The following is a 22,095-nucleotide window of genomic DNA, read 5'->3' on the forward strand; positions in this document are numbered from 1 at the left end:
GGCCGGGCGGGGTTGCGGTCGAGGCGGTGGTGTTTGACGGCTTCGCCGAGGGCGCTGGAGAGGGTGGCCAGGATCCGGTGAACCGTGACCGGCCCGTGGCCGTGGGCGAACTGGTTCCGTACGAAGGCGGCGATGTGTGCGTAGCCGAGGTCGTCGAGCTTGATGTGTCCGAGGGCGGGGATGAGGTCGGCCTGGACGTAGGCGCGGTAGCGGGCCGTGGTAGTCGGTTTCAGGGTCATGGCCTTGGCCTGGAGCCAGGCGGTCAGGTAGTCGCCGACCGTTTGGTTCGGATCGGCGAAGAACCCGTCGCCGTCGCTGGCGACCATCCGCTGCAGGGCGCCCGAGGCGTCGCTGTGGGTGGGAAAGCCGCCGCGGCGAACGGTGCGACGGCGATGAGCGGGGGAGGGGAGATCGACGGCAAAGTTCTAGGTGCCGTGATCAGGCTCCTCGGGGAGCCGTGGGCAGCGTGAGTCGAGCTGCTTGTCCTGCTGGTCCCGGCAGCCGCACCGGCGGTAGACGCGTCCGCGAGTGGTGGCGGAGCGCATGGTGATCGCTTCCAAAAGTTGCGTATTGAACCGCTATGCCCATTGTCGCGCACGGCCTGGGGAATCCTGCGACCACATGCGACCACAACGGCATCTGTAGTCCTCCTGACCTGCGGTGATCCCTTGGTGGGGCGACAAGTGTGGATGGTCTGTCGATCTTGCTGCAAAGGAATAAATAGTGTGCCAAGCGCGATGATGTGCCGTTCGAGTTTCCTCAGGGGGGCTCATCGGGCCTCCTCCAACTGTGGCGCGGCCGACTCGTGGCGCGTGGGTCCGAGGGCGGTGTGCAGTCGTTCGAGCGCGGTGATCAGCGTGTCGTCGTCGACAGCGAAGCACACGCAAATGCGTCCGGGCGCGTTGAACGCCTCGCCGGGTACGACGGCGAGATGGGCGGTGTCGAGGAGCCAGGCAGCGAGCTCGGCGCTGCTGGACCAATCCCGGTCACGGAGGAGCGTGCTGACGTCGGGGAAGGCGAACATGCCGCCGTCGGGCAGCGGGCAGTCGATGCCGTCGATCCCGTTCAGCGCCTCCACCAGTAGCGGGCGCCGGCGCCGATAATTGCCGGCGGCCTCGATAGGGGTGCCGGTGTCGCCCAGGGCGGCGAGCGCGGCACGCTGGTTGACCGTCGGGACGTGGGTGATGGCGCGTGAGACGTGGAGCCGCGCCGAGGCGATGATCTCCGGCGGTGCCGCGAGCCAGCCGACGCACCAGCCTGTCATGGCGTGCTCCTTGGGCACTCCGCCCACGACGACGGTACGGCCGCGCAGCTGCGGAGCCACCCGCAGGATCGACCGGTAGGTCCCGGTGTAGTCGAACGCCCGGTAGATGTCGTCACTGATGACCCACATGCCGTGCTGCTCCGCCCAGTCGGCGATCTCCCTCAGCCGGGCCTCTGGGTACACAACGCCGGTGGGGTTGCCGGGGCTGGAGAGGAGTACCGCCCGTGTGCGCGGGGTGCGGCAGCCGTCGAGAACCTCGGCCGAGATACGGAACTCGCCGTCGGTGGCGACCGGGACGGCGATGCCGCTGGCGGCGGTGACGACCTCGGCATGTCCGGGCCAGCCGGGCGCGGCGACCAGGACCTCGTCGCCTGCGTCGATCAGAGCCTGGGTGGCGACGAAGAGGGCGTGCTTGACGCCGAGGGCGATCTGGACGTCGTCCGCGCTCCAAGGAGGGCGATCTGGACGTCGTCCGCGCTCCAAGAGAGCCCGGTGTCGTCGGCGATGGCGGTGGCGACGAGTGCGCCCAGGGCGGGGCCGCCCTGGGCCGTCCCGTAGTGGTGGGTGGCGGGGTCGCGTAGGGCGGCGACGGCGGTCTCCACGACCACGGCGCTGGTGGCCGCCTGGAGCTCTCGGCGGCGAGCGTGACGACGTCCGCGCCCTGGGCCCGTAGTGCTTCGGCCTTGGCGGCCACGGCGAAGGCCCTGTCTCCCGAAGCTACGGCGAAGTGACAAGTAGCCCCCTGCGCGCAAGTCTCAGAAGGGGTCCGTCCCGCTTTTGAGTGAGAACGGGTTCTGCGAACGAATCCGGGGTCGGCGGGGGTCCGGCGGCCCGTGACTAGCCTTGCTCGCGCAAAGGCTTAAGCAGGCAAGGCAGGCCGCCAGCGAAAGCAGCGATGGCGTCGGCGAGGGCGTGGGGGCCGGTGAGGAAGGCGTCGTGGGCTTCGCCGGGGATCTCGACGAGTCGGGCGTCGGGCAGGGCCTGGTGCAGGCGGCGGGAGACGTCCGTCAGCCAGCGGGGGCTGAGTTCGCCGATCACGAGGAGCGTCGGGATGCCGAGGGCCGCGAAGCGGGCAAGGTCGTCGCCGAACCTGTCCATCGCACGCATCTCGCGGGCCCATGTCGGGGTCATGGACGCGCGGATGGCCCAGAACGGGGTCTGACGGAACTCCTCGATGGCTTCCTCGGGAAACCGCAGGAAGTTCCGCAGCCCGAGAGTGAGGGCTCGGTCGAGGTCGCCGGCCTGGACGGCCTCCTCGAAGGGAGCGATGGCGTCGCCGCCGACAGGGCCGCCCAGCGGGATCGGGGGCTCGTAGAGGATGAAAGCCGCCGGGGGCTGGTGCAGGGCGTGGGCGAGGGTGACCAGTACGCCGTAGGAGTGGCCGAGCAGGATCGCGTCGGGCCCGGCGAGGCCGAGGACGGCGGCGATGTCGTCGGCCTCCCGCTGGATGGTGTGCTCACCGTTGTCGCCACTGGCACCCCGGCCGCGGCGGTCGATCGCGTAGGTGGCGAAGCGCGGGGCCAGCAGATCGGCAAGGACCTGCCAGTCCTGGGCGGCGTTGAGGGCGCCCGGAGATACAACCAGAGGGCGGCCCTGGCCGGTGATCGTGACGGCGATCTTTGTGCCGTCGGTGGAGGTGACGTGGGCCTGGCGGGGAGCATGGGCAGTCATGGTCTTCTTTGCATCATGACCAAGCACGCGGCGGTCATCGGTCTGGTCCGGGCCCTGCCCGGTCCGCTCTCCAGGGAGGGAATCCGCCTCAGTGCCGTCTGCCCGGGTCTGGTCGACACCCCACTGACCGCGGTGGGGCGGGACCGGTTACGGGCCGCGGGTACACCCATGCTCACCGCCGATGAGGTCGCCGCCGCCGTCGAGCAGCTCCTGCACACCGGCTGCGACGCCATCCGACGGGAATGCTGGCCATGGTCGCAGCAGACTTTGCCCGGCGTTCGTCGACTGGCGCGGCAGATGCGCCCGCTCGTGTGAGAGCACCAGGTCGTGGTGCACATCGAGAGCCACGTCTCCGCACCTGGCAACAAGATGTGCAGCAAGCTAGTCAGGAGGCTTGCCTAAAAGATGGTGGATGATGTTACCTTCGAGAAACAGTTAGGACGCCTGACCAAAGAGGTTCAGTATGACCATCACCGCCCATGGGGAGCAGGCCGCCGAAGCCCTGCCCCACTGGGAGACCGTTCCGGAGGACCTGCCCGCTGCGATCCGTGAGATCAAGGCCGCTCTGCGGACCCGTATAGAGGCATCGGGCCGGAGTGTGGAGGAGGTCTTCGCCGCGGTCGAGCGGCGGGTCGCCGCCTGCGTGGCCGAGATCAAGGCCGAGAAGGAGCGCGGAGAGAGTGTCTGGCCGGTCATCGACTACGCCGACATCGAAAACGGCACGGTAACCCCGCACCGGATGGCCAAGCTGAAGAAGCGCGGCTGTCTGGTGGTGCGCGGCCACTTCCCCCGTGAGCAGGCCATGGCGTGGGACGCGGACATCGTCGACTACGTCGAGCGGAACAAGTTCTTCGAGAACTATGCCGGCCCCGGCGACGACTTCTTCGGCAGCGTCGGCTCCAAGCCCGAGATCTACCCGATCTACTGGTCCCAGGCGCAGATGGAGGTCCGGCAGAGCCGCCGCATGGCTCGCGTGCAGTCCTTCCTGAACTCGTTCTGGAAGCACGAGTCGGATGGGGTGCAATGGTTCGACCCCGAGCGTGACGCCCTGTACCCCGACCGCATCCGCCGCCGCCCGCCGGGATCCGACTCCGGCGGCCTGGGCACCCACTGTGATCCCGGCACGCTGGACCTGTGGATGACCGAGGCATACCAAAAGGCGTTCCGGCACCTCTTCGACGGCGCCGTTGAGCAGTACGACCCCTGGGACGCCGCCCACCGCACCGCGGGCCCGACGTACCCGGGCTCGACGATGTGCTCGGCCTTCCGCACCTTCCAGGGCTGGACCGCGCTGTCGGAGATGGGGCACGACCAGGGCGTCCTGCACACGGTCCCGATCCCCGAGGCCATGGCCTACCTCATGCTGCGCCCGCTGCTGCCGGACGTGCCCGAGGACGACATGTGCGGAGTCACGGTCAATCAGGTCTTCCCGGCCAATGAGAAGTGGCACCCGCTGCTCATGGAGGCTGTCACCGGCATCCCCGACGTGCAGCCCGGGGACTCGGTGTGGTGGCACTGCGACATGATCCACAGTGTCGCGCCGGTGAAGAAGCAGAAGGGCTGGGGCAACGTCATGTACATCCCCGCGGCCCCCTGGTGCCCGCGCAACGAGGAGTATGCCGCGCATGTGCGGGAGGCGTTCGTGACCGGGTCCAGCCCGAGCGATTTCCCCGAGGAGCACTACGAGCGTTCCTGGGCCGGTCGCTTCACCCTCGACCAGCTCAACGACGCCGGTCGCCGAGGGCTCGGTCTGGACTGAGTCGAGGTGATGATGAGGGCCACCGAGGAGGGGGCTCCGGCCACACGCCATCACCGCATATACGAAACATGCAGGTCCTGGGGCTCGCCGAGCGCCAGGACCTGCTGCGTATGCGCCTGCTCCGCCCGGGCCCGCGGGGTCGCCGCCAAGCACTGAAGGATCGTCGCCCCACATTTGGTAAGGCGTCCTGTCTAACTGGTTCAGAGGGGTGAGACGGGCCGAAATAATCCAAAAAATTTGGCGCGACTCGCTCGACCAGTTGGCCCGGCCTGCCCGTGGCCACTAATGCCCAGACCATCCTGCAGACCCGCCCCAGCTCCCAGAGCACCGAGGCACCGTTCTGGATGCCACCGAGTAACCGTTGCACAAGCGCCACTACCTTGAGCACCGGCACCGTCCTGAGACCCCAACTGCGAGGTCCGCGCCTTGGCGCACGGTTCATGTGCAGGGGTGCTGGCCACCCCATTGGCTGGGCTGTTCGGCTGGGGGTGCTGCGCCAGCGCGGTGCTGATCAAGTAGTCGGCTCGACACGCACGGGCCCGCGTGGTTGGCGTCAGCTATTGCCTTCACGCGCACAACGAAACCGATCAGCTCAGGCAACCTGTCTGGTAGGTGAACATGCAGCTCAAGTCATCTATGACCGCATTGATCACGTGGAGTGCGTGCCTGGGGACGTGCTGTCGCCGGTCTTGGCGCAACGACTATGCCTGGCGGTGTATCGCTGTGAGCGGGCGCTGGTCCTGCCGCTCGCGATGCATCAGATGACCGAGAGCCGCTGTCGGAGAGGCTAGGCGACGTGGGCGAGGTACCGTTCACAGGCAAGGTCGAAGACCTCCTCGCCGGGCTGCTGCCAGAGCGCGGAGTTGAAGATTTCGACCTCGGTGAGGCCACGGTATCCGCTGTGCTCCACGGCTTGGCGCAGTCGGCGGAGGTCGATGCAACCGTCGCCGATCATGCCGCGGCCGGTGAGTACGCCAGCGGGCAACGGGACGGTCCAGTCGCAGACCTGGAAGCCGGCGATGCGTTCCCCGAGCAGTGCCAGTTCGTTGAAGCGGTCGGGGTCCCACCAGACGTGGTAGGCGTCCACGAGAACGCCCACCTGTTCGGCCGGGAACTGCTCGGCGAGGAGCCGGGCCTGGCGCAGGGTGGAGATGACGCTGCGGTCGGAGCAGTACATGGGGTGCATCGGCTCGATGGCGAGTACGACACCCAAGTCACCGGCCTCCGGGGCTAGTTCGGCAATCGCGTCGGCGACCATCTGCCGTGCTCCGGCCAGGTCCCGGCTGCCGGACGGCAGACCCCCGCAGACCAGGCAGAGCGTCTGGGCGCCGAGGCGTGCGGCCTCGTCGAGCGCCCGGCGGTTGTCCTCGATGCGCTGCTGACGGGTGGCGGCATCAGTGGCGGGGAAGAAGCCACCCCGGCACAGACTGGTCACCTGCAGACCCGCAGCGCGAACCTGCCGGGCAACACGGTCGATCCCGGCTTCCTGGACCGGCTTCCGCCACAGGCCCACCCCGCCCAGACCGCGCCGTGCCGCAGTGTCGATGAGCTCGTGCAGCGGCCAGTACTTGGCCGTCCCGGAGTTGAAGGAGAAACGGCTCAGCTCGCTCATCGGGTGGCTCCGTGGAGTTCGAGGAAGGAGTACATGCGGCCTGCGGCGATATCCGGATCGCGCAGCAGTCCGGTCTGGTCGGCCAGGCGGAAGAGTTGAGCGAGATGGATGAGCGAGCGGTTGGTCTGTGCCCCGTTGATCATGGTGAACTGGTCCTGGTGGCCACCCAGCCAGGCGAGGAAGACCACCCCGGTCTTGTAGTGGAAGGTGGGCGTCTCGAAGAGGTGGCGGCCCAGCGGGACGGTCGGTTCCATCAGGGCCCGATAGGTGTCCACGTCACCCTTGTCCAGCGCCTGCAGGGCCTGAGAGGCCGCGGGAGCGATGGCGGCGAAGACGCCGAGGAGGGCGTCACTGTGGCCGCTGTCGGCGTCGCCGAGGATGAGGTCGCTGTAGTTGAAGTCGTCGCCGGTGTACAGGCGTACGCCCACGAGGAGACGGCGACGCAGCGCGCGTTCGCGGTCGGCGTTCAGCAGTGACAGCTTGATGCCGTCGATCCTCGAGGCATGGGCGTTCATGATCGTGAGGACGGTCTCTGTGGCGGCGTCGAGGTCCGCCGACCCCCAGTAGCCTCGGAGTCGGGGGTCGAACATGTCGCCGAGCCAGTGCAGCACGACGGGCTGGGAGACCTGGCTGAGGATGCGGTCGTAGACGGTGAGGTAGTCCTCGGGGGTGCGCGCCGCGGAGGCCAGGGCGCGGCTGGCCATTACCACTGCGGTGGCTCCGGCCTCCTCGGTGACGGCGAGCTGTTCGAGGTAGGCCGCAGTGATGTCGTCGAGGGACGGCTGTGGCGCGGTGAGCTGGTCGGTGCTCACGCCGGCCACGATCCGGCCGCCGACCGAGCGGGCGTCGGCGGCCGACCGGCGGATGAGTTCGGCGGCGGTGGGCCAGTCCAGGCCCATGCCGCGCTGCGCGGTGTCCATGGCCTCGGCGACACCGAAACCCCACCGCCACAGCTCGTGCCGGAAGGCCAGGGTGCGGTCCCAGTCCAGCACCGCGGGCGAGCCGGGAGGCTGTTCCGCGTGCGCGTCCGCGACGACGTGGGCTGCGGCGTAGGCGACGCGGCTGGTCAAGGGGCTGCACGGAGGCGTGTAAGGCCCGAAGGCGTGGCCGGGCGTATAGGGTTCCAGCCCACCGGCGGATACGGGCAGGTGGAGTGTGCGGGTCACGGCAGGCTCCTGACGGTGGGCGGGGCGACGGCGAACGACGGGGTGCGCTTCTCCCGGAAGGCCCGGGTTCCTTCTGCGGCATCCGGGCCGGAGAGCGTGTCATCGGCGAGCGCGGCGAGTGCGTCGTGGACGGCGCTCATGCCGTCGGTGCGCAGCCGTGCGGTGGCGAACCTCTTGGTGTGGCGTATGGCGTCGCGGCTGCCTTCGGCGATCGTTTCCGCCAGGCGCTCCGCTGCCGTATCGACGTCCTGGTCGTCGACGACCTCGTGCACCATGGCGCAGCGCAGAGCCGTGTCCGCGTCGAGTTGCCGAGTGGTCAGGGACAGCAGGCCGGCGGGCTTGTGGGCGAGGGTGTACGGAGCGACGGCGGCGAAGACCGTGGGCCAGACGCCGATCCGGGCCTCGGGCAGGCGGAAGGTGGCGTTCATCCCGGCGATGGCGAGGTCGCTCACCAGGACGATCTCGGCTCCGCCGCCGATGGCACGGCCGCGCACGGCGGAGATGACGGGCACGTCGCATTCGACGACGGCCCGCATGGCCGGCAGCACCAGGCCGATGAAGTAGTCGCGGGCCTGCTGGGGAGTGGTGAGCCGGAAGAACTCGTCGATGTCGTTGCCCGCGCAGAAGGCGCGCGGTGAGCCGTGTAGGACGACGGCGCGTACCGCCGGGTCGGCTCCGGCCTCCCGAAGCCGCTCGGTCAGGCCGGTCCAGCCGGCCGCGTCCATCGCGTGCAGTTTCTCGGGCCGGTCGAAGGTGATGTGGGCGACGGGTCCCTGCCTGCGCAGGTCCATGGCTGCCTCCTGGAGGGCTCAGCGGGTGCTGGTGGTGAACAGGGCCGGATCCATGACCCGCGGGTCCCGGACGATGGGAATGAAGCCCATGTGCGGCAGGACATCGCGGTCGACGGATATCCCTGGCGCGATTTCGATCAGCTCGACACCGTCGGGGACGAGGCGGAAGACGGCGCGCTCGGTGACGTAGAGGACCTCCTGCCCGCGGGCCAGCGCCTGCGGGCCGGAGAAGGTCACTTCGTCGACGGCCTGGACGAACTTGCCGACCTCACCCTCGCGATCGATGCGCAGGGCGCCGTCGGCCACCGTCATGCGGGTGCCCTTGGCGGTGAACTGGCCGCAGAAGACCACACGTCGGGCCGACTGCGAAATGTCGATGAAGCCGCCGGGGCCGATGATGCCCCCGCCGATGCGGCTGACATTGACCGATCCGCTCGCGTCGACTTCGGCCATGCCCAAGTACGTCGCGTCCAGCAGACCGCTGGCGAAGAAGTCGAACTGGGTGGTGGACGGTACGGTGATCTCCGCGCCGCTGCAGACACCGAACATGTCGCCGGACAGCGGGGTGCCGCCGGTGTGCCCCTGTTCGATGCAGGTCGTGACCTCGCCCAGCCGGTCCTGTTCGGCCAGGACGTCGACGACCTCACTGGAGATGCCGAAGCCGAGGTTCATCACGTCTCCGGTGCGTACCTCTTCGGCCGCGCGGCGGGCGATCAGCCTGCGGACGGGCGATGCGGCGGGAGCGGGCTCGTACGGAGGAGCCGGTGCGTCGCCGCACAGGGCGGGGTCGTGAGCCCCGAGGTACGTTTGCCGCTGCTCGGGCACGACGGCGACCGCGTCGAGGAGGAAGCGCGGCAGTTGCACGTCCCGGGGATTGAGCGGCGTGTCCAGCCGCCGCTGCACCTGGGCCAGGACGATGCCGCCGGACGCTTTGGCGGCCTGGGCGACCGCCAGGGCGTCGAGCTGCGCGGCTTCACCGCGCAGGGTGACATTGCCGTTCGGGTCGATGGCGGTGCCCCGGACGATACCGACGTCCACGCGGAACGGGCGGTAGCGCAGGTATTCCTGGCCGTCGAACTCGACCCGTTCGACGAGGGCGTCCTTGGCGGAGGCGTTGGCCCGACCGCCGGACTGGCGGGGATCGACGAACGTGCCCAGGCCGGTCGTGGTGATCAGGCCGGGGCGGCGGGCACCGATCTCGCGCAGCAACAGACTGATCACGCCACCCGGCAGGACATATGCCTCGATCTCCTCGTCGGCCGCGAGCCGTGTCATCTCCGGTGACCAGGTCCAGTGACCGCCAACGACCCGGCGCACCATCGTGGGGTGGGCGAACGCGTTGGTGCCCCGCTGCTGCCGGTCTCCGACACCGAGGGCATGCACCAGCGTCAGGTCGCGGGGGAGGGTCTCGCTGAGGAAGCGCTGCTCCAACGCGGCGAAGACCGCCTCCGGCTCGATCACGCCGCCGCCGGCTCCGGTGATGGCGACGGTCGCTCCGTCGGGCACCATCCGTGCCAGCTCGGCCGGCTCGCACAGGCGCGGGGCCGCTGTCTTCGCGGGGCTCGGGGTTCGGGGTGCGGTGCTCACCAGACGCTCATTCCGCCGTCGACGGTCAGGACGGAGCCGGTCGCGAACGAGGACTCCTCGGAGGCCAGGAAGAGCGTCGCGGCGGCTATCTCCTCGGGCCGGCCGAGCCGTCCCAGCGGTTGCCGGGCGGCCAGGTCTGCCCGGTAGGCGTCGGGATCGGCCAGGTGCGCGGAGATCTTCGAGAAATACGGAGTGTCGGTCGTGCCGGGCGCAACGCAGTTGACCCGGATGCCCTCGTTGGCGTGGTCCACGGCCATCGCCTTGGACAGACCCACGACCGCGGCCTTGGTGGCGCAATACGCGGCCCGTTCGGACATGCCGATCTGGCCCGCGACGGATGCCATGTTGACGATGCTGCCGCCGCCCGTCTTGCGCATGAGCGTGATCGCGGTGCGGCAGCCGAGGAAGACGCTGCTGACGTTGGTCGTCAGAATCGTCTGCCAGTCCTCCCACGAGGTGTCGGCCACCGAGGCGCGGATCCCGTAGCCGGCGTTGTTGACCAGGACGTCCAGCCCTCCCCAGTGCTTTGTGACCTGGTCCTCCACTTGCTGCCAGGTCTGCGGGGCCCCTGCGTCCCCGATGACGGCGAACTCCGGCCCCTCGATCTCGGCGGCCTCCGCGTCCCGGTCGACGATGCCGACGCGAGCCCCCTCCCGGAGGAAGGCTTCCACCACCGCGCGTCCGATTCCTGAGGCGCCGCCGGTCACCACGGCGGCTTTCCCGGCCAGTCTCATTGCAGCTCCAAGGTCTGAGGGCGGTTCCAATTCCGCCAGTTACGTCGTGTGGTTGTCGGGAGTGGGAAACCCCGTTCTGGGTGCGTCAGGTGCCCCGTCGCACGGAAGCTCGGGGTGCGGCGCCCGGTGTCGGCTCATGGGTGAGTCGGGCGTCTCGGGTTGGTGGTCCCGGCCGGAACCGCGGCGGGGCGGGCTGTGCGGTCCGGCCGGGATGTGCAAGGGCCGGGTCAGACCGGCTGGGGCTGCTCCTCGTCCGGCGTCGGCTCCTGCTCGGCGGACGGGGGTATCCGCACAGGGCGCAGCAGGGCCCAGCTGCCGAAGGCCGCGGTGACCGCGAGCATCGCGATCCCGCTCCAGAGGTTGACATTCCAGCCTCCGGCTTTTTCGAGGTCCTCGTTCGAGGCTCCTGCCGCCCCCATGACCGTCAGGACCGTTCCGTAGACGGCGAACAGGGCGGCGATGAGGATACGCAGGTCGAACAGGGCGGCGCGGCGGGACGGTGTCGCTTGGTGGTTGCTGTCGGGCATCGGGGCTTTCCTTCTCACCAGAAGATGATGTTGAGTGCCGCGGTCAGCAGCAGCGCGCCGCCGCCCAGAACGACCGGTTTGCGGTACCAGCCGGCGTCCTCGCCGGTCGCGTCGTGCGTACGGCTGCTGCGCGGGGTCAACTGCCATACCAAGCCAGCGAGTTCACTGTCCGGCTTGGGCCTGGTGGCCAGGGAGACGGCGACGCTGAGGGCGATGTCGACGACGAAGGCCGTGGTGGCGGCGAGGAAGCTGGCGCCCTGGCCGGACAGGTCGAGTACGCCGCCTCGGTTGAGCAGGTCGATGGTGACCGCCGAGACGGTGCCGGCGATGAGCCCGATGCCGCCTGCCGCCGGGGTCATCCGCTTCCAGAACAGGGCGAGGATGAAGGTGGCGAACAGCGGGGCGTTGAAGAAGCCGAACAGCGTCTGCAGGTAGTCCATGATGTTGCCGAAGTTCCCCGCGATGAACGCGGTTCCGATGGCCACCACGCAGCCTGCCACCGTGACGACCCGGCCGGTCAGCAGGGAGTAGCGGTCCGAGCGGCCCTTCTTCACGTAGGTCTGCCAGATGTCGTAGGTGACAACCGTGTTGAAGGCGCTTACGTTGGCGGCCATGCCGGCCATGAACGCCGCGAGTAGTCCGGCGATGGCGATGCCGAGCAGGCCGTTGGGCAGCAGGTCGCGCATCAGTAGCTCGAGTGCGTTGTTGAAGGACACACCGCCGAGTTCCTGCACACGGGGGTCGGCCATGTTGGCAGCCTTGAGCTTGGCCAGCTCGGGGGAGAGGACGGCGGCCAGCATGCCCGGGATGATGATGACCAGGGCGACCAGCGCCTTGGGGTAGGCGCCGATCAGCGGGGTACGCCGGGCGGCGGACATGCTGCGGGCGGACAGGGCCCGCTGCACCTCGGCGAAGTTCGTCGTCCAGTAGCCGAAGGACAGGACGAACCCGAGGCCGAAAACGATGCCGAGGACCGAGAGCGTGGAGTCGCCGATGCCTGTGATGTTGGTGCCGGGCCAGGAGTCCACCTGCAGGGCCGTTCCGGCCCTACCGCCGTTGATCTTCGCGACCAGCCCGTCCCAGCCGCCGGCCTTGTGCAGGCCGATGACGGTCAGCGGTACGAGCAGCGCGAGGATCACGAAGAACTGCATGACCTCGTTGTAGATCGCCGCCGACAGGCCACCAAGGGCGGTGTACGCGAGGACAACCATGGCCGCCGCGATGATCGACACCCAGGTCGGCCACCCCAGCAGCACGTTCACGACGGTCGACAGCGCGTAGAGGTTCACGCCGGCGATGAGGACCTGGGCGACGGCAAAGCTGATGGAGTTGACGAGATGGGCGAATGGGCCGAAGCGCCGCAGCAGGAATTCGGGGACGCTGCGTACCTTGGAGCCGTAGTAGAACGGCATCATGACCAGGCCCAGGAACACCATGGCCGGGATGGCCCCGATCCAGTAGTAGTGCATGGTGGGCATGCCGTATTGGGCGCCGTTGGCGGTCATGCCGATCAGCTCCACCGCGGCGAGGTTCGCCGAGATGAACGCCAGGGCGGTGACCCACGCGGGCATAGAACGTCCGGAGAGGAAGAAGTCCAGGCTGGAGGCGACCCTGCGCCGTGCCAGGAGGCCGATCCCCAGGACGAATACGAAGTACACGGCGATGAGCAGGTAGTCGATCGGTGTGGCGTCGAGGCGGAGGCTGGCCTCAGCAAGCGTGAGCATGGAGTCCTCCGTCCTTTTCGCGGCTCAGGGTCGGCCGAACGGCCATGGGCGGTGATCCTGCGGCAGACCGCGTGCTGCCGTGTACGGCTTGGGTCATGATTCGGCTCTTCTTTCTGATGCGGTCCGTCACGGGCGGCGACGGACGACGCTGGGCGCGATTCCCTCGCGTTCGGCGAGAGGGAGGAGCGGAGGGGAGGAGGGGAATGCGATGGTCCGGCGCGATGATGTGTGGCTCGATGGGCGGGGAAGGCCCTGTGAGTGAAGTGCGTCGGCCGGTTCAGGCCGCGCCGAGGATCAGGTCGGATGCCTTTTCGGCGATCATGACGGTCGGGGCCTGGGTGTTGGAGCTGACGATGCGGGGCATCACGGAGGCGTCGACGACCCTCAGGCCGTCCAGGCCGTACACCTTCAGGTCGGGGGAGACGACGGAGGTGTCGGAGTTGCCCATCGCGCACGTACCGACGTGGTGGTAGGACGTACGGCCGTGGCTGCGGAGGAACCGGATGTAGTCGTCCTTCGAGTCGAGCGCCCGCCCGCCGGCCAGATGCTCGGCCTTGATGTGCTGGGCCATGGAGGGCTGGGACATGATCTCGCGGCTCTGCCGAACGCCTTCCACGCTCATCTCGACGTCGTAGTCGTCGGCCAGGTAGTTCGGGTCGATGAGGGGCGGCGCCGCGGGATCGGCGGAGGCGATGCGGACGGTACCGCGGCTGCGGGGCCGTACGAAGTAGGAGTTGAGGGTGCAGCCGAAGCCCGGCCTCACCGCGGCGATGCCGGCTTCGACGCCCGCGGCGGGCAGGAAGTGGAACTGCAGGTCGGGGGTGGTTCCGTCGCGGTCGCCGAAGGTGAAGGCGCCGCCCTCGACGACGGTGGAGGCCAGCGGCCCCTTGCGGAAGGCCAGGTATTCCAGGCCCGCGCCCACCGTGGCCGGCCGGGGCCGGTCGAAGCGGTCCATGCTCTGGTATGCCTTGAGCTGGTAGATGATGTCGAGGTCGCAGTGATCGTGCAGGTTCTTGCCCACCCCAGGCAAGGCGTGGCGCACCTCGATACCGGCCTCCCGCAGGTCGGCGGGGTCGCCGATGCCCGAGAGCTGCAGGAGCTTGGGGGACCCGATGGTGCCGGACGAGACGATGACCTCCTTCCGGGCCCGGAAGCGGTGCAGGGAATGGCCGTTGCTGGTCATGACGCCCACCGCGCGGGTGCCCTCCAGCAGGATGCGGCCGATGAGGTGGCCGGTCCTCACGGTGAGGTTGAGGCGCTTGCGGGCCGGATGCAGATAAGCCACGGCCGCACTGCAACGCCGTCCGTTCCGCGTGGTGTTCTGGTAGAGGCCGACGCCGTACTGGTGCTCGCCGTTGAAGTCGCTGTTGTACGGCAGTCCGAACTCCTGGCCTGCCTTGACGAAGGCCCGGGACAGCGGGTGGGGGTTGACCGGGTCGGAGGCCCCCAGTGGGCCGTCGGTGCCGTGCCAGGGTGCGGAGAGCCGATCGTTGCCCTCGGAGCGCAGGTAGTAGGGCTGGATGTCGCTGAAGCCCCATCCGGTGCAACCGTAGGTCTTTGCCCACTCGTCGTAGTCCTCGCGGGTGCCGCGGGTGAACACCTGGGCGTTGATGGACCCGCCTCCGCCGATCACCTTGCCTTGGGCGAGTGGGATTTCCCGCCCGTCGCAGTGCCGCTGCGGCTGGCTGAGGTAGCCCCACTCGTAGGGGCCGGCGGTCAGTTTCGCGAAACCGGCGGGGACATGGATGAGGGGGTTGCGGTCGGTGGGGCCGGCTTCGATCAGCAGGACGCTGACGCCCGGGTCCGCGGAGAGGCGGTTGGCGAGCACACAGCCCGCGGTTCCGCCCCCGGCGATGATGTAGTCGAACTCGGTGTGCTGGGTGGACATGAGTGTGTATCCCTGCCGTCAGTCGCGGAAGAAGGGGGTGCGCGCACCGGTGCGCAGCTGGACCGACTTCAGCTCGGTGAACTCGTCGAACCCGGCCTGTCCCATCTCACGGCCATAGCCGCTGGCGCCCATGCCGCCAGCGGGTAGTTGGACGGAGCCGTCGATGGTCGTGTTGATCCACAGCCGACCGCTGCGCAGTCGGCGCGCGGCCCGTATGGCCTTGTCGACGTCCTTGGTCCACACCGTGTTGGCCAGGCCGTACTCGACGGCGTTGGCCAAGTCCATGGCCTCCTCGAAGTCGCGGAATCGGGTGACGGTCAGGACAGGCCCGAAGATCTCCTCACGGAACAGCCGACTGTCGGGATGTACGCCGTCGACGACGGTCGGAGCCAGGTAGTCGCCGCTGCCATGCGCGTCGTCGTTCAGCACGCTGCCGCCGACGGCGATCCGCGCGTCCCCGAGGATCTCGCCGCTGAGGTAGCCGAGGACCTTCTCGACGTGGTCCTGGCTGATCAGCGGACCGACCTCGGTGCCGTCGTCGAACGGGTCGCCGACGCGAATGCGGCCCGCGCGGTCGACCAGCCGGGCGACGAAGTCGTCGGCGATGCCGTCCTCGATCAGCAGCCGAGCGCCGGACACGCAGCATTCACCCTGGTTGAAGTAGACACCGAACAGCACGCCGTCGAGGGCGTCCTCCAGATCGGCGTCGGCGAAGACGACGCTGGCTGCCTTGCCGCCGAGTTCCAGGGACAGGCGCGTGGCGTGGGCTGCGGAAGCGGTGATGATGGCCCGACCCGTGGTGGTGCTGCCAGTGAAGGACAGCTGGTCGATGCCGCCGCTCTCCGCCAGCGGCTGCCCGACGTCCTTGCCGTAACCGGTGACCACGTTGACCACGCCCGCGGGGACACCGGCCTGCTCTGCCAGGCGGGCGAGCTCCAGGGTGGTGCTGGAGGTCAACTCGGAGGGTTTGATCACAGCGGTGCAGCCGGCGCCGAGGGCGAAGGGCAGCTTCTGTGCCACCTGGAGCAGCGGGAAGTTCCACGGAGTGATCATCCCGACGACACCGACCGGCTCGCGTACCGTCCAAGCCGTGAAGTCCTCGCCAAGGTTGGTGTGGACGTCTCCGCGCGCGGCCATGGCCAGGCCGGCGGCGTATTCGAACATCTCGACGCATCCGGCCACGTCCCCGCGGGCCAGCTGGAGCGGCTTGCCCACTTCTTCGGCTTCCAGGCGCGCGAAGTCCTCGGAGTGTGTCCGCAGGAGCGCGGCCAGGCGCAGCAGCACCCGGCCGCGGTCCATGCCGGTCATCCGCGGCCAGGGACCGGTGTCGAAGGCCCGCCGGGCGGCGTGGACCGCGGCTGCGATGTCGTCGGCGGTGCCGGAGGCGAACCGGGCCGCCACACGGCCGCCGCTTCCGGGGGCGACGCGTTCGATACCCTCTCCCTGCTCGGGCGCGGGGGTCCAGCGTCCGTCCAGGTAATGGCCGTAGGCACGCAGGCTGCCGGGTGCCGGCGGGGTGGTCGTGGCGTTCATCGGGGTGCCTTCCGTCCGTGCTGTGCTGTCTGGGGCGGCTGCGTCATGGTGATCGAGTCCCTTCGGGGCCTGGGGCCGCCGGGCGGCCGTAGTGACTGGATCTGCTGGGGGCTGGGTGCCGGGCCGTCGGCCGGGCATGGAGCCCCACCGGGTCGGTGGTACCGAGGGCACGCGCTCCTGGCCGTGTCGCGGGATCTCCGCCTCGTCCTGGCAGCCGGCGCCCACATCGCGCTGCTGCTGGTGGGCCATGTTTCGACGCTTGGTCGGTCTCGTAACCGCGCCTAGTTAGGAAGGGGTCCTTACTAGGGATTTCGCGATAAGGTAACAGCGACGACATGGGGCGACAAGAGGTCCGACGACAACGGACGACAATGAGGTGCGATGGAGATCCGTCGAGAGCTTGCCGGCGCGGCTCTGCCCAGCATGACCCTGCTGCGCGAACTGACCGACCAGATAGTGCTGGACACCGTGTTCGAGCACGCGCCCATCACCCGAGCGGAGATCGCGCAGCGGACAGGGATTTCCAAGACCACCGTCTCGGAATCCGTACGCCGTCTGGAGGAGATGAAGCTGCTGCTGCCCGCTGGAGAACAGCGTGGCCGGCAGGGAAGGGTCGGTACCTACTACCAGGTAGCTGCGGACGCGGGCTTCGTCATCGCCGTCGACCTCCATCCGAGCGAGATCAGGCTGTGCGCCGCTGACCTCTTCGGCCGCCCGTTCCTGGAGAGCACGCACCAACCCGCGCAGCCCCGCGACCCGGACCACATCGCCAGGCAGCTGCGCTCCATCATCACCGGGGCGATCGACCAGGGAACCGTCGGCCACGGAAACCCCCTGGCCGTCGGAGTCTCCGTCGCCAACCCCGTCGATCCCATGACCTCCGCCGTGATCCCGCTGGAGGACACGCCCTACCCGGAGGGGCTCTTCCAGCCCCAGGAAGCCCTCGCTGGCCTGACCGACGCCCCGCTGCTGGTGGAGAACGACGTCAACCTCGCCGCCGTGGCCGAGCGCTGGCACGGCGCGGCACGCGACGCCGATAGCTTCGCCTACATCTTCATCGGCGCCGGCATGGGCATGGGGCTGGTCATCGGTGACCATCTCATCCGGGGCGCACGCGGGGTGGCCGGCGAGATCGGCTACCTCGGCATGGGTTCCGAGTCCCCCGGCACCCATCTGCGGCACGGATTCGCCCGCGCCGTTGCGGCGGCGGGGTTCCGCCCGCGGCAGCTGTCACCGACCGACAGCCTGGATTCCGTGGCCGTCGCCCGCGAGATCCTCCAGCGCGCCGACGAGGGCGATGCGGAGGCACGCGCCGTCGTTGAAGAGGAAGGCCGCACCATCGGCGAGGCCATCGCCACCGTCTGCGCGGTCGTCGACCCCGAAGTGGTCCTCCTCGGCGGACCCATCGGAAGCCACCCCGCCCTGCTCGAACCCGTCCGCGCAGCAGTGAACGGTCTCGCGCCCCTGCCCCCGCCCGTCGAGGCCGGCGCCCTGGGCGACGCAGCGCCCCTGCGCGGCGCCCTCGCCGTTGCTCTGCGTCGCGCCCGGGGCGATCTGCACAGCCAGGCCCAGGGATCCTGAGACCGCATACACGAACAGGACACCATGCCCGCCTTCTCGTACGAGCCCGACCTCACCGTGCCTGCGTTGGCGAACCCGCGCGCCGACATCAGGCTGATCGTCACCGACATGGACGGCACCCTCCTCGACGACGCCGGGGAAGTCCCCCGGGAGCTGGGACGGGTACTGGCCCGACTGCGGCAACGTGGCGTCCTCTTCAGCCCCGCGAGCGGCCGCCAGTACGCCACGCTGGCCCATCAGTTCGCCGGTGCGGAGAACGGCATGGTGTTCATCGCCGAGAACGGCACCTACGTCGTACGTGACGGTGTGGAGCTGAGCTCCGACCCGCTGGATCCCGCCGTCGCCGCCCGGGTGGCCAAGACCGTACGGCAGCTCGCGGACGACGGCGTGGATGTGGGCGCCGTCGTGTGCGGGAAGCGGTCCGCCTACGTCGAGCGGACCGACGAACCGTTTCTGGCGGAGGTGCGGAAGTACTACACCCAGCTTCAGATCGTCGCCAACGTCACCGCGGTCGAGGACGAGATCATCAAGGTCGCACTCTTCGACTTCGGACCGGCCGCACGGATCACCGCCCCGGCCCTGGAGTCGTTCACTGCCACTCACCAGGTCGTCGTCTCCAGTGAGCACTGGATCGACGTCATGAATCTCACCGCGAACAAGGGCGCCGCCATAGGCCGGCTCCAGCGAGATCTCGGCATCACGCCCGCGCAGACGGTGGTGTTCGGCGACTACCTCAACGACCTGGAAATGCTGGACGCCGCCGAGTGGGCGTTCGCCATGGCCAACGCCCACCCGGACGTCATCCGCCGGGCCCGGTATCTGGCACCGTCCAACAACGAGAACGGCGTCCTGCGCACGATCACCCGCCTGCTGAGCCTGCCGGGCGAGTGAGGGCCCGGGCGACCCTGTAGGTGCCAAGAACTACGTCCGTACTGGTTACGCAGCATGTCGGTACTCGTGCAGGAGGCCGCCGAGGCGATCGCGTCGATGGACATCGAGATGGGTGAGCTGGTCCGGGGCGGTGATCGGTTCGGGTAGAGGTTGGAGTGGCGCGGCACTTGCGAGAGTGCGGTGAGGTCTGTGCTCGTTGTAGAACCCCTCGTATTCGCGCAATGCGTGGAGGAGATGCGTCTGGTTCCAGATGAGGGTGCGGTCGAGAAGCTCGGTTCTGCATGACCGCACCCAACGCTCCATGATCGCGTTCATGCGCGGCATCTGAACGCCGGTCTGGACGACCTCGACGTCCTCGACTTGCAGGACGGTGTCGAAGGATGCCGGGTAGCGTACGTCCCGGTCCCGGATCAAGAACTTCGCCCTGGAGCCTGCGTCTTGGAGGTCCATGGCCATGTTCCGGGCGAGCTGAGTGACCCAGGCGGCGCTGGGGTGTGCGGTCGCGCCGAGGATCCGCACGCGGCGGGTGGCGTGCTCGATCACCGCGAGGACGTACAGCGTCGCTCCGTTCAGGGTCTTGGTCTCGAAGAAGTCGGCGGCGAGGATGGCCTGGGCCTGGGAGCGCAGGAAGGTCGCCCAGGTGGTGTGGTCGCGTTCGGGTGCTGGGTCTATGCCGTGCTCCTTGAGGATGTTCCACACGGTGCTGGCGGCTACCTTGATGCCGAGGGAGGCGAGTTCGCCGTGGATGCGTCGGTAGCCCCGGCTGGAATCTTGTCGTGCCAGACGTAATACGAGGGCGCGGATGGATCGTACGGTGCGGGGTCGTCCCGTGCGTTTGGGGCGGGATGCCATGGCGTGGCGGCGGCGCAGCAGGTCACGGTGCCAGCGCAGCACCGTGTCAGGTGTGACGATCAGCGGTAGTTGGCGAAGACGGACCCGGGGGAGGCGATGTAGGAGGGCGCCAGCAGGGCGCGGTCTGGCCAGGTGAGTTTCGGTTTGTCGGTCTGTCGCTGCAGCACGTCGAGTTGGTGGCGTAGTGCCAGGATCTCGGCCTCTTTGTCGCGCTCACTCCTCGGTAGGAGCCGTATCAGGGTGAACATGCTCGTCAAGGCCAGGTAGAGCAGTCGTAGCAGCACTCCACCATGCTGGTGTGGGGGAGGCTAGGGTCTGCAAGGGGGTCGTGGTGCCCGTCGTGACCAGCACGGATGAGGATTCTGGCACGTACAACGTTGCTTCAGGCGCAACTTCTCAGTCTGATCATTGACTTTGGCCTCGAACGCAGTCGAATTTTGATGGCCTTCGGCGTCAACCGCAGTGTGTTGCGAGCACCGCCGTGCTCGGCGGTGCTCTGGCGGTGCGGTGAGAAATGCTATTGGTGGGGGGGTGTCCCTATGGGTTTCGTCAACCCGTGGGGGCGGGTTGGGGGTCGTAGAGGGTGCCGTCGCGGAGTATCGCGAAGAGCACGTCCGCTCTTCGTCTCGCGAGGCAGAGGAGGGCTTGGGTGTGGTGCTTTCCCTGAGCGATCTTCTTGTCGTAGTAGGCCCGCGAGACCGGGTCGGCCAGGGCCGCGAAGGCGGAGAGGAAGAAGGCCCGTTTGAGCTGCTTGTTTCCCCGGCGGGAGGGTTGTTCGCCGCGGATCGACGATCCCGAGCTGCGGGTCGCGGGAGCGAGCCCGGCGTAAGCGGCGAGGTGGGCGGCGGACGGGAAGCTGCTGCCGTCGCCGACGTCGATGAGGATCCTGGCTCCGGTCCTGACGCCGATGCCGGGTATGGACGTCAGGACCTTGGAAAGAGGGTGGGCCTCCAGCAGTTCCCCGATCCTCGTGGCGAGGAGTTTCCGCTGGTCGAGGACGGCTTGGAGCGAGCTGGCGAGGCTGGGCACGATCATGGCGGCCGCGTCCGTGCCGGGGACGACGACGGTCTGTTCGTCGAGCGCGGTGAAGATGTCCTCGACCAGCCGTTCGGCCATCCGCGGAGCCTTCGGGCGTATCAGGTTGGCCAGTCGGCGTCGTCCGGCCTTGCGGATGAGGGCTGGCGAGCCGAACTGTTCCAGCAGTCTGAGGACGGCGGGGTGCTGGATGCGTGGGCCCAGGACACGTTCGAGGTGCGGGTGGATCTGGGTGAGCAGGCCGCGCAGCCGGTTGCTGATGCGGGTGGCCTCTCCGGCCAGGTCGTCGTCGAAGCCGACGATCATCTCCAGCTCGGCGATCGTCTCGCTGTCCAGCTCGATGGAGCGGAGGGTGCGCGGCATCGACCGGGCGGCGTCGGCGATGACGAAGGCGTCGCGGGCGTCGGTCTTGGCCTCGCCGGGATAGAGGTCGGCGATCCGCCGCATCGTGAGACCGGGCAGGTAGGCGACCTGGCAGTCCATGTCGCGGGCCACCGCGATGGGCAGGGCGCCGATGGGCGCCGGCTGGTCGACGATCACGAGCACTGTGCCGTGCTTGGCCTGCAACTTCGCGAAGATCTCGCGGAGTTTGGGCTCGCTGTTGGGCAGCCGCTTGTCGAGGGCTTTCTTCCCGGTCGGAGTGAGGGCGGTGGCGTGGTGTTCGCCCTTGCCGACGTCCAGGCCGAGAAAGAGTCCGATGTCGCTGGTGTCGATCACGTGCAGTCTCCGGTCGTGCTTGCCCGGCCTTGGCGCGGCTGTGCTTGCCGAATACCTCGTCCGTGCAGGTCACGCGGCATGTCTGTATTCGTGGAGGATGCCGCCAAGGCGGTCGTGGCGTCGTATGTCGAGGTGGCTTAGCTTGTAGGGATCGTTGATTGGTGTGGGCAGTGGGTGTAGCGGTCGGGCGTTCGCGATGCCCTGGTGCGGTCGATGGGAGTTGTAGAACTCCTCGAACTCTCGTAGGGCGTGGAGGAGGTGGCGCTGGTTCCAGATCAGGGTCCGGTCCAGGAGCTCGTGTCTGCAGGTCTGCACCCACCTTTCCATGACCGAGTTTATTCTCGGCATCTGGATGCCGGTGAGGACGACCTCGATCCCCGCGTCCTTGAGGACGGCATCGAACAGGGCGGGGAACTTCCCGTCCCTGTCCCGGATCATGAACCGTGCCCGGCAGCCTACGTCCTCGAGATCCATGACCAGGTTCTTCGCCGCTTGGGTTACCCAGGCTGTGGTCGGGTGTGCGGTGGCGCCCAGGACCCGGATGCGGCGACTGCTGTGTTCGATCACCGCGAGTACGTACATCCGCGCGCCGGAGAGGGTGACCGCCTCAAAGAAGTCACAGGCCAGGAGGGCGTCGGCTTGGGAACGCAGGAAGTCGGCCCACGTGCTGGAGCTCCGGCCGGGCGCCGGATCGATGCCGGCATCCTTCAGGATCTTCCAGACGGTCGACGCAGCACCTTCACTCCCAGCACGAGCAGCTCGC

Annotated in this window: 18 protein-coding genes and 1 pseudogene; 4 read left to right on the forward strand and 15 right to left on the reverse strand. The window is 68.5% G+C overall.

The features are described 5' to 3' along the window. From EEJ42_RS01445 to EEJ42_RS01455, 3 genes are all read right to left on the reverse strand, one after another. Positions 1-326, reverse strand: a 326-nt coding sequence (locus EEJ42_RS01445) for a phage integrase central domain-containing protein (RefSeq protein ID WP_148081806.1), incomplete at its 3' end; no start/stop codon positions are given. 443 nt (positions 327-769) lie between these two features. After that, positions 770-1,747 (reverse strand): aminotransferase class I/II-fold pyridoxal phosphate-dependent enzyme, encoded by a 978-nt coding sequence (locus tag EEJ42_RS01450; protein WP_123098219.1) that lies wholly within the window; start codon positions 1,745-1,747, stop codon positions 770-772. A 354-nt stretch (positions 1,748-2,101) separates the two neighbouring features. Further along, positions 2,102-2,935 carry an alpha/beta fold hydrolase gene (locus EEJ42_RS01455; protein WP_123098220.1) on the reverse strand — a complete coding sequence of 278 codons (834 nt, stop codon included), beginning with the start codon at positions 2,933-2,935 and terminating at the stop codon, positions 2,102-2,104. Positions 2,936-2,950: 15 nt separating this feature from the next. Between EEJ42_RS01455 and EEJ42_RS01460 the strand changes: the two genes are divergently transcribed. Together EEJ42_RS01460 and EEJ42_RS01465 are read left to right on the forward strand one after the other, a co-directional pair. Next, entirely contained in the window at positions 2,951-3,250 is a 300-nt protein-coding gene (locus EEJ42_RS01460) for a Rossmann-fold NAD(P)-binding domain-containing protein (RefSeq protein WP_221179304.1), read from the forward strand. A gap of 148 nt (positions 3,251-3,398) precedes the next feature. Further along, entirely contained in the window at positions 3,399-4,694 is a 1,296-nt protein-coding gene (locus EEJ42_RS01465; RefSeq protein ID WP_123098221.1) for a DUF1479 domain-containing protein, read from the forward strand. A gap of 787 nt (positions 4,695-5,481) precedes the next feature. Here EEJ42_RS01465 and EEJ42_RS01470 read toward each other — a convergent pair. The 9 genes from EEJ42_RS01470 to EEJ42_RS01510 all read right to left on the reverse strand — a co-directional run bounded on the left by EEJ42_RS01470 (position 5,482) and on the right by EEJ42_RS01510 (position 16,256). Continuing rightward, positions 5,482-6,306 carry a sugar phosphate isomerase/epimerase family protein gene (locus tag EEJ42_RS01470; RefSeq protein ID WP_184502880.1) on the reverse strand — a complete coding sequence of 275 codons (825 nt, stop codon included), beginning with the start codon at positions 6,304-6,306 and terminating at the stop codon, positions 5,482-5,484. Beyond that, complete coding sequence (locus EEJ42_RS01475) at positions 6,303-7,472, reverse strand: dihydrodipicolinate synthase family protein (protein ID WP_123098222.1); 1,170 nt, start codon at positions 7,470-7,472, stop codon at positions 6,303-6,305. Before EEJ42_RS01475 ends, EEJ42_RS01470 begins: the two co-directional genes overlap by 4 nt. Beyond that, on the reverse strand, positions 7,469-8,263 hold the full coding sequence (locus tag EEJ42_RS01480; RefSeq protein WP_123098223.1) for an enoyl-CoA hydratase/isomerase family protein: 795 nt from the start codon (positions 8,261-8,263) through the stop codon (positions 7,469-7,471). Before EEJ42_RS01480 ends, EEJ42_RS01475 begins: the two co-directional genes overlap by 4 nt. Before the next feature lie 18 nt (positions 8,264-8,281). Then, positions 8,282-9,850, reverse strand: coding sequence for a CoA-transferase (locus EEJ42_RS01485; RefSeq protein WP_221179305.1), 1,569 nt, complete (start codon positions 9,848-9,850; stop codon positions 8,282-8,284). Further along, positions 9,847-10,584, reverse strand: coding sequence for an SDR family NAD(P)-dependent oxidoreductase (locus tag EEJ42_RS01490; RefSeq protein ID WP_123098224.1), 738 nt, complete (start codon positions 10,582-10,584; stop codon positions 9,847-9,849). The genes EEJ42_RS01485 and EEJ42_RS01490 overlap by 4 nt, the downstream gene beginning before the upstream one ends. Positions 10,585-10,811: 227 nt before the next feature. Then, positions 10,812-11,111, reverse strand: coding sequence for a hypothetical protein (locus tag EEJ42_RS01495; RefSeq protein ID WP_123098225.1), 300 nt, complete (start codon positions 11,109-11,111; stop codon positions 10,812-10,814). Positions 11,112-11,125: 14 nt separating this feature from the next. Then, positions 11,126-12,835 carry a sodium:solute symporter family protein gene (locus tag EEJ42_RS01500; RefSeq protein ID WP_123098226.1) on the reverse strand — a complete coding sequence of 570 codons (1,710 nt, stop codon included), beginning with the start codon at positions 12,833-12,835 and terminating at the stop codon, positions 11,126-11,128. A gap of 277 nt (positions 12,836-13,112) precedes the next feature. Beyond that, positions 13,113-14,723, reverse strand: coding sequence for a GMC family oxidoreductase (locus EEJ42_RS01505; protein WP_123098227.1), 1,611 nt, complete (start codon positions 14,721-14,723; stop codon positions 13,113-13,115). 18 nt (positions 14,724-14,741) lie between these two features. Beyond that, positions 14,742-16,256 carry an aldehyde dehydrogenase family protein gene (locus tag EEJ42_RS01510; RefSeq protein ID WP_123098228.1) on the reverse strand — a complete coding sequence of 505 codons (1,515 nt, stop codon included), beginning with the start codon at positions 16,254-16,256 and terminating at the stop codon, positions 14,742-14,744. 381 nt (positions 16,257-16,637) lie between these two features. On the opposite strand from EEJ42_RS01510, the gene EEJ42_RS01515 reads away from it, so the two are divergent. Then, entirely contained in the window at positions 16,638-17,837 is a 1,200-nt protein-coding gene (locus tag EEJ42_RS01515; protein ID WP_123098229.1) for an ROK family transcriptional regulator, read from the forward strand. A gap of 24 nt (positions 17,838-17,861) precedes the next feature. Beyond that, complete coding sequence (locus EEJ42_RS01520; protein WP_123098230.1) at positions 17,862-18,728, forward strand: Cof-type HAD-IIB family hydrolase; 867 nt, start codon at positions 17,862-17,864, stop codon at positions 18,726-18,728. Between the two features lie 45 nt (positions 18,729-18,773). Here EEJ42_RS01520 and EEJ42_RS01525 read toward each other — a convergent pair. From EEJ42_RS01525 to EEJ42_RS01535, 3 genes and pseudogenes are all read right to left on the reverse strand, one after another. After that, positions 18,774-19,864 (reverse strand): annotated as a pseudogene (locus EEJ42_RS01525) (integrase core domain-containing protein). A gap of 265 nt (positions 19,865-20,129) precedes the next feature. Further along, positions 20,130-21,332 (reverse strand): IS110 family RNA-guided transposase, encoded by a 1,203-nt coding sequence (locus tag EEJ42_RS01530; RefSeq protein ID WP_123098231.1) that lies wholly within the window; start codon positions 21,330-21,332, stop codon positions 20,130-20,132. 69 nt (positions 21,333-21,401) lie between these two features. Beyond that, positions 21,402-22,095, reverse strand: a 694-nt coding sequence (locus tag EEJ42_RS01535) for an integrase core domain-containing protein (protein ID WP_148081807.1), incomplete at its 5' end; no start/stop codon positions are given.

Source organism: Streptomyces botrytidirepellens, from assembly GCF_003721215.1.
Lineage (GTDB): Bacteria > Actinomycetota > Actinomycetes > Streptomycetales > Streptomycetaceae > Streptomyces > Streptomyces himastatinicus.

Coding starts and splice junctions, on each gene's coding strand:
- EEJ42_RS01455 (WP_123098220.1), bottom strand. CDS start 2,935: ATGACTGCCCATGCTCCCCGCCAGGCCCACGTCACCTCCACCGACGGC.
- EEJ42_RS01460 (WP_221179304.1), top strand. CDS start 2,951: ATGACCAAGCACGCGGCGGTCATCGGTCTGGTCCGGGCCCTGCCCGGT.
- EEJ42_RS01465 (WP_123098221.1), top strand. CDS start 3,399: ATGACCATCACCGCCCATGGGGAGCAGGCCGCCGAAGCCCTGCCCCAC.
- EEJ42_RS01470 (WP_184502880.1), bottom strand. CDS start 6,306: ATGAGCGAGCTGAGCCGTTTCTCCTTCAACTCCGGGACGGCCAAGTAC.
- EEJ42_RS01480 (WP_123098223.1), bottom strand. CDS start 8,263: ATGGACCTGCGCAGGCAGGGACCCGTCGCCCACATCACCTTCGACCGG.
- EEJ42_RS01490 (WP_123098224.1), bottom strand. CDS start 10,584: ATGAGACTGGCCGGGAAAGCCGCCGTGGTGACCGGCGGCGCCTCAGGA.
- EEJ42_RS01495 (WP_123098225.1), bottom strand. CDS start 11,111: ATGCCCGACAGCAACCACCAAGCGACACCGTCCCGCCGCGCCGCCCTG.
- EEJ42_RS01500 (WP_123098226.1), bottom strand. CDS start 12,835: ATGCTCACGCTTGCTGAGGCCAGCCTCCGCCTCGACGCCACACCGATC.
- EEJ42_RS01505 (WP_123098227.1), bottom strand. CDS start 14,723: ATGTCCACCCAGCACACCGAGTTCGACTACATCATCGCCGGGGGCGGA.
- EEJ42_RS01510 (WP_123098228.1), bottom strand. CDS start 16,256: ATGAACGCCACGACCACCCCGCCGGCACCCGGCAGCCTGCGTGCCTAC.
- EEJ42_RS01515 (WP_123098229.1), top strand. CDS start 16,638: ATGGAGATCCGTCGAGAGCTTGCCGGCGCGGCTCTGCCCAGCATGACC.
- EEJ42_RS01520 (WP_123098230.1), top strand. CDS start 17,862: ATGCCCGCCTTCTCGTACGAGCCCGACCTCACCGTGCCTGCGTTGGCG.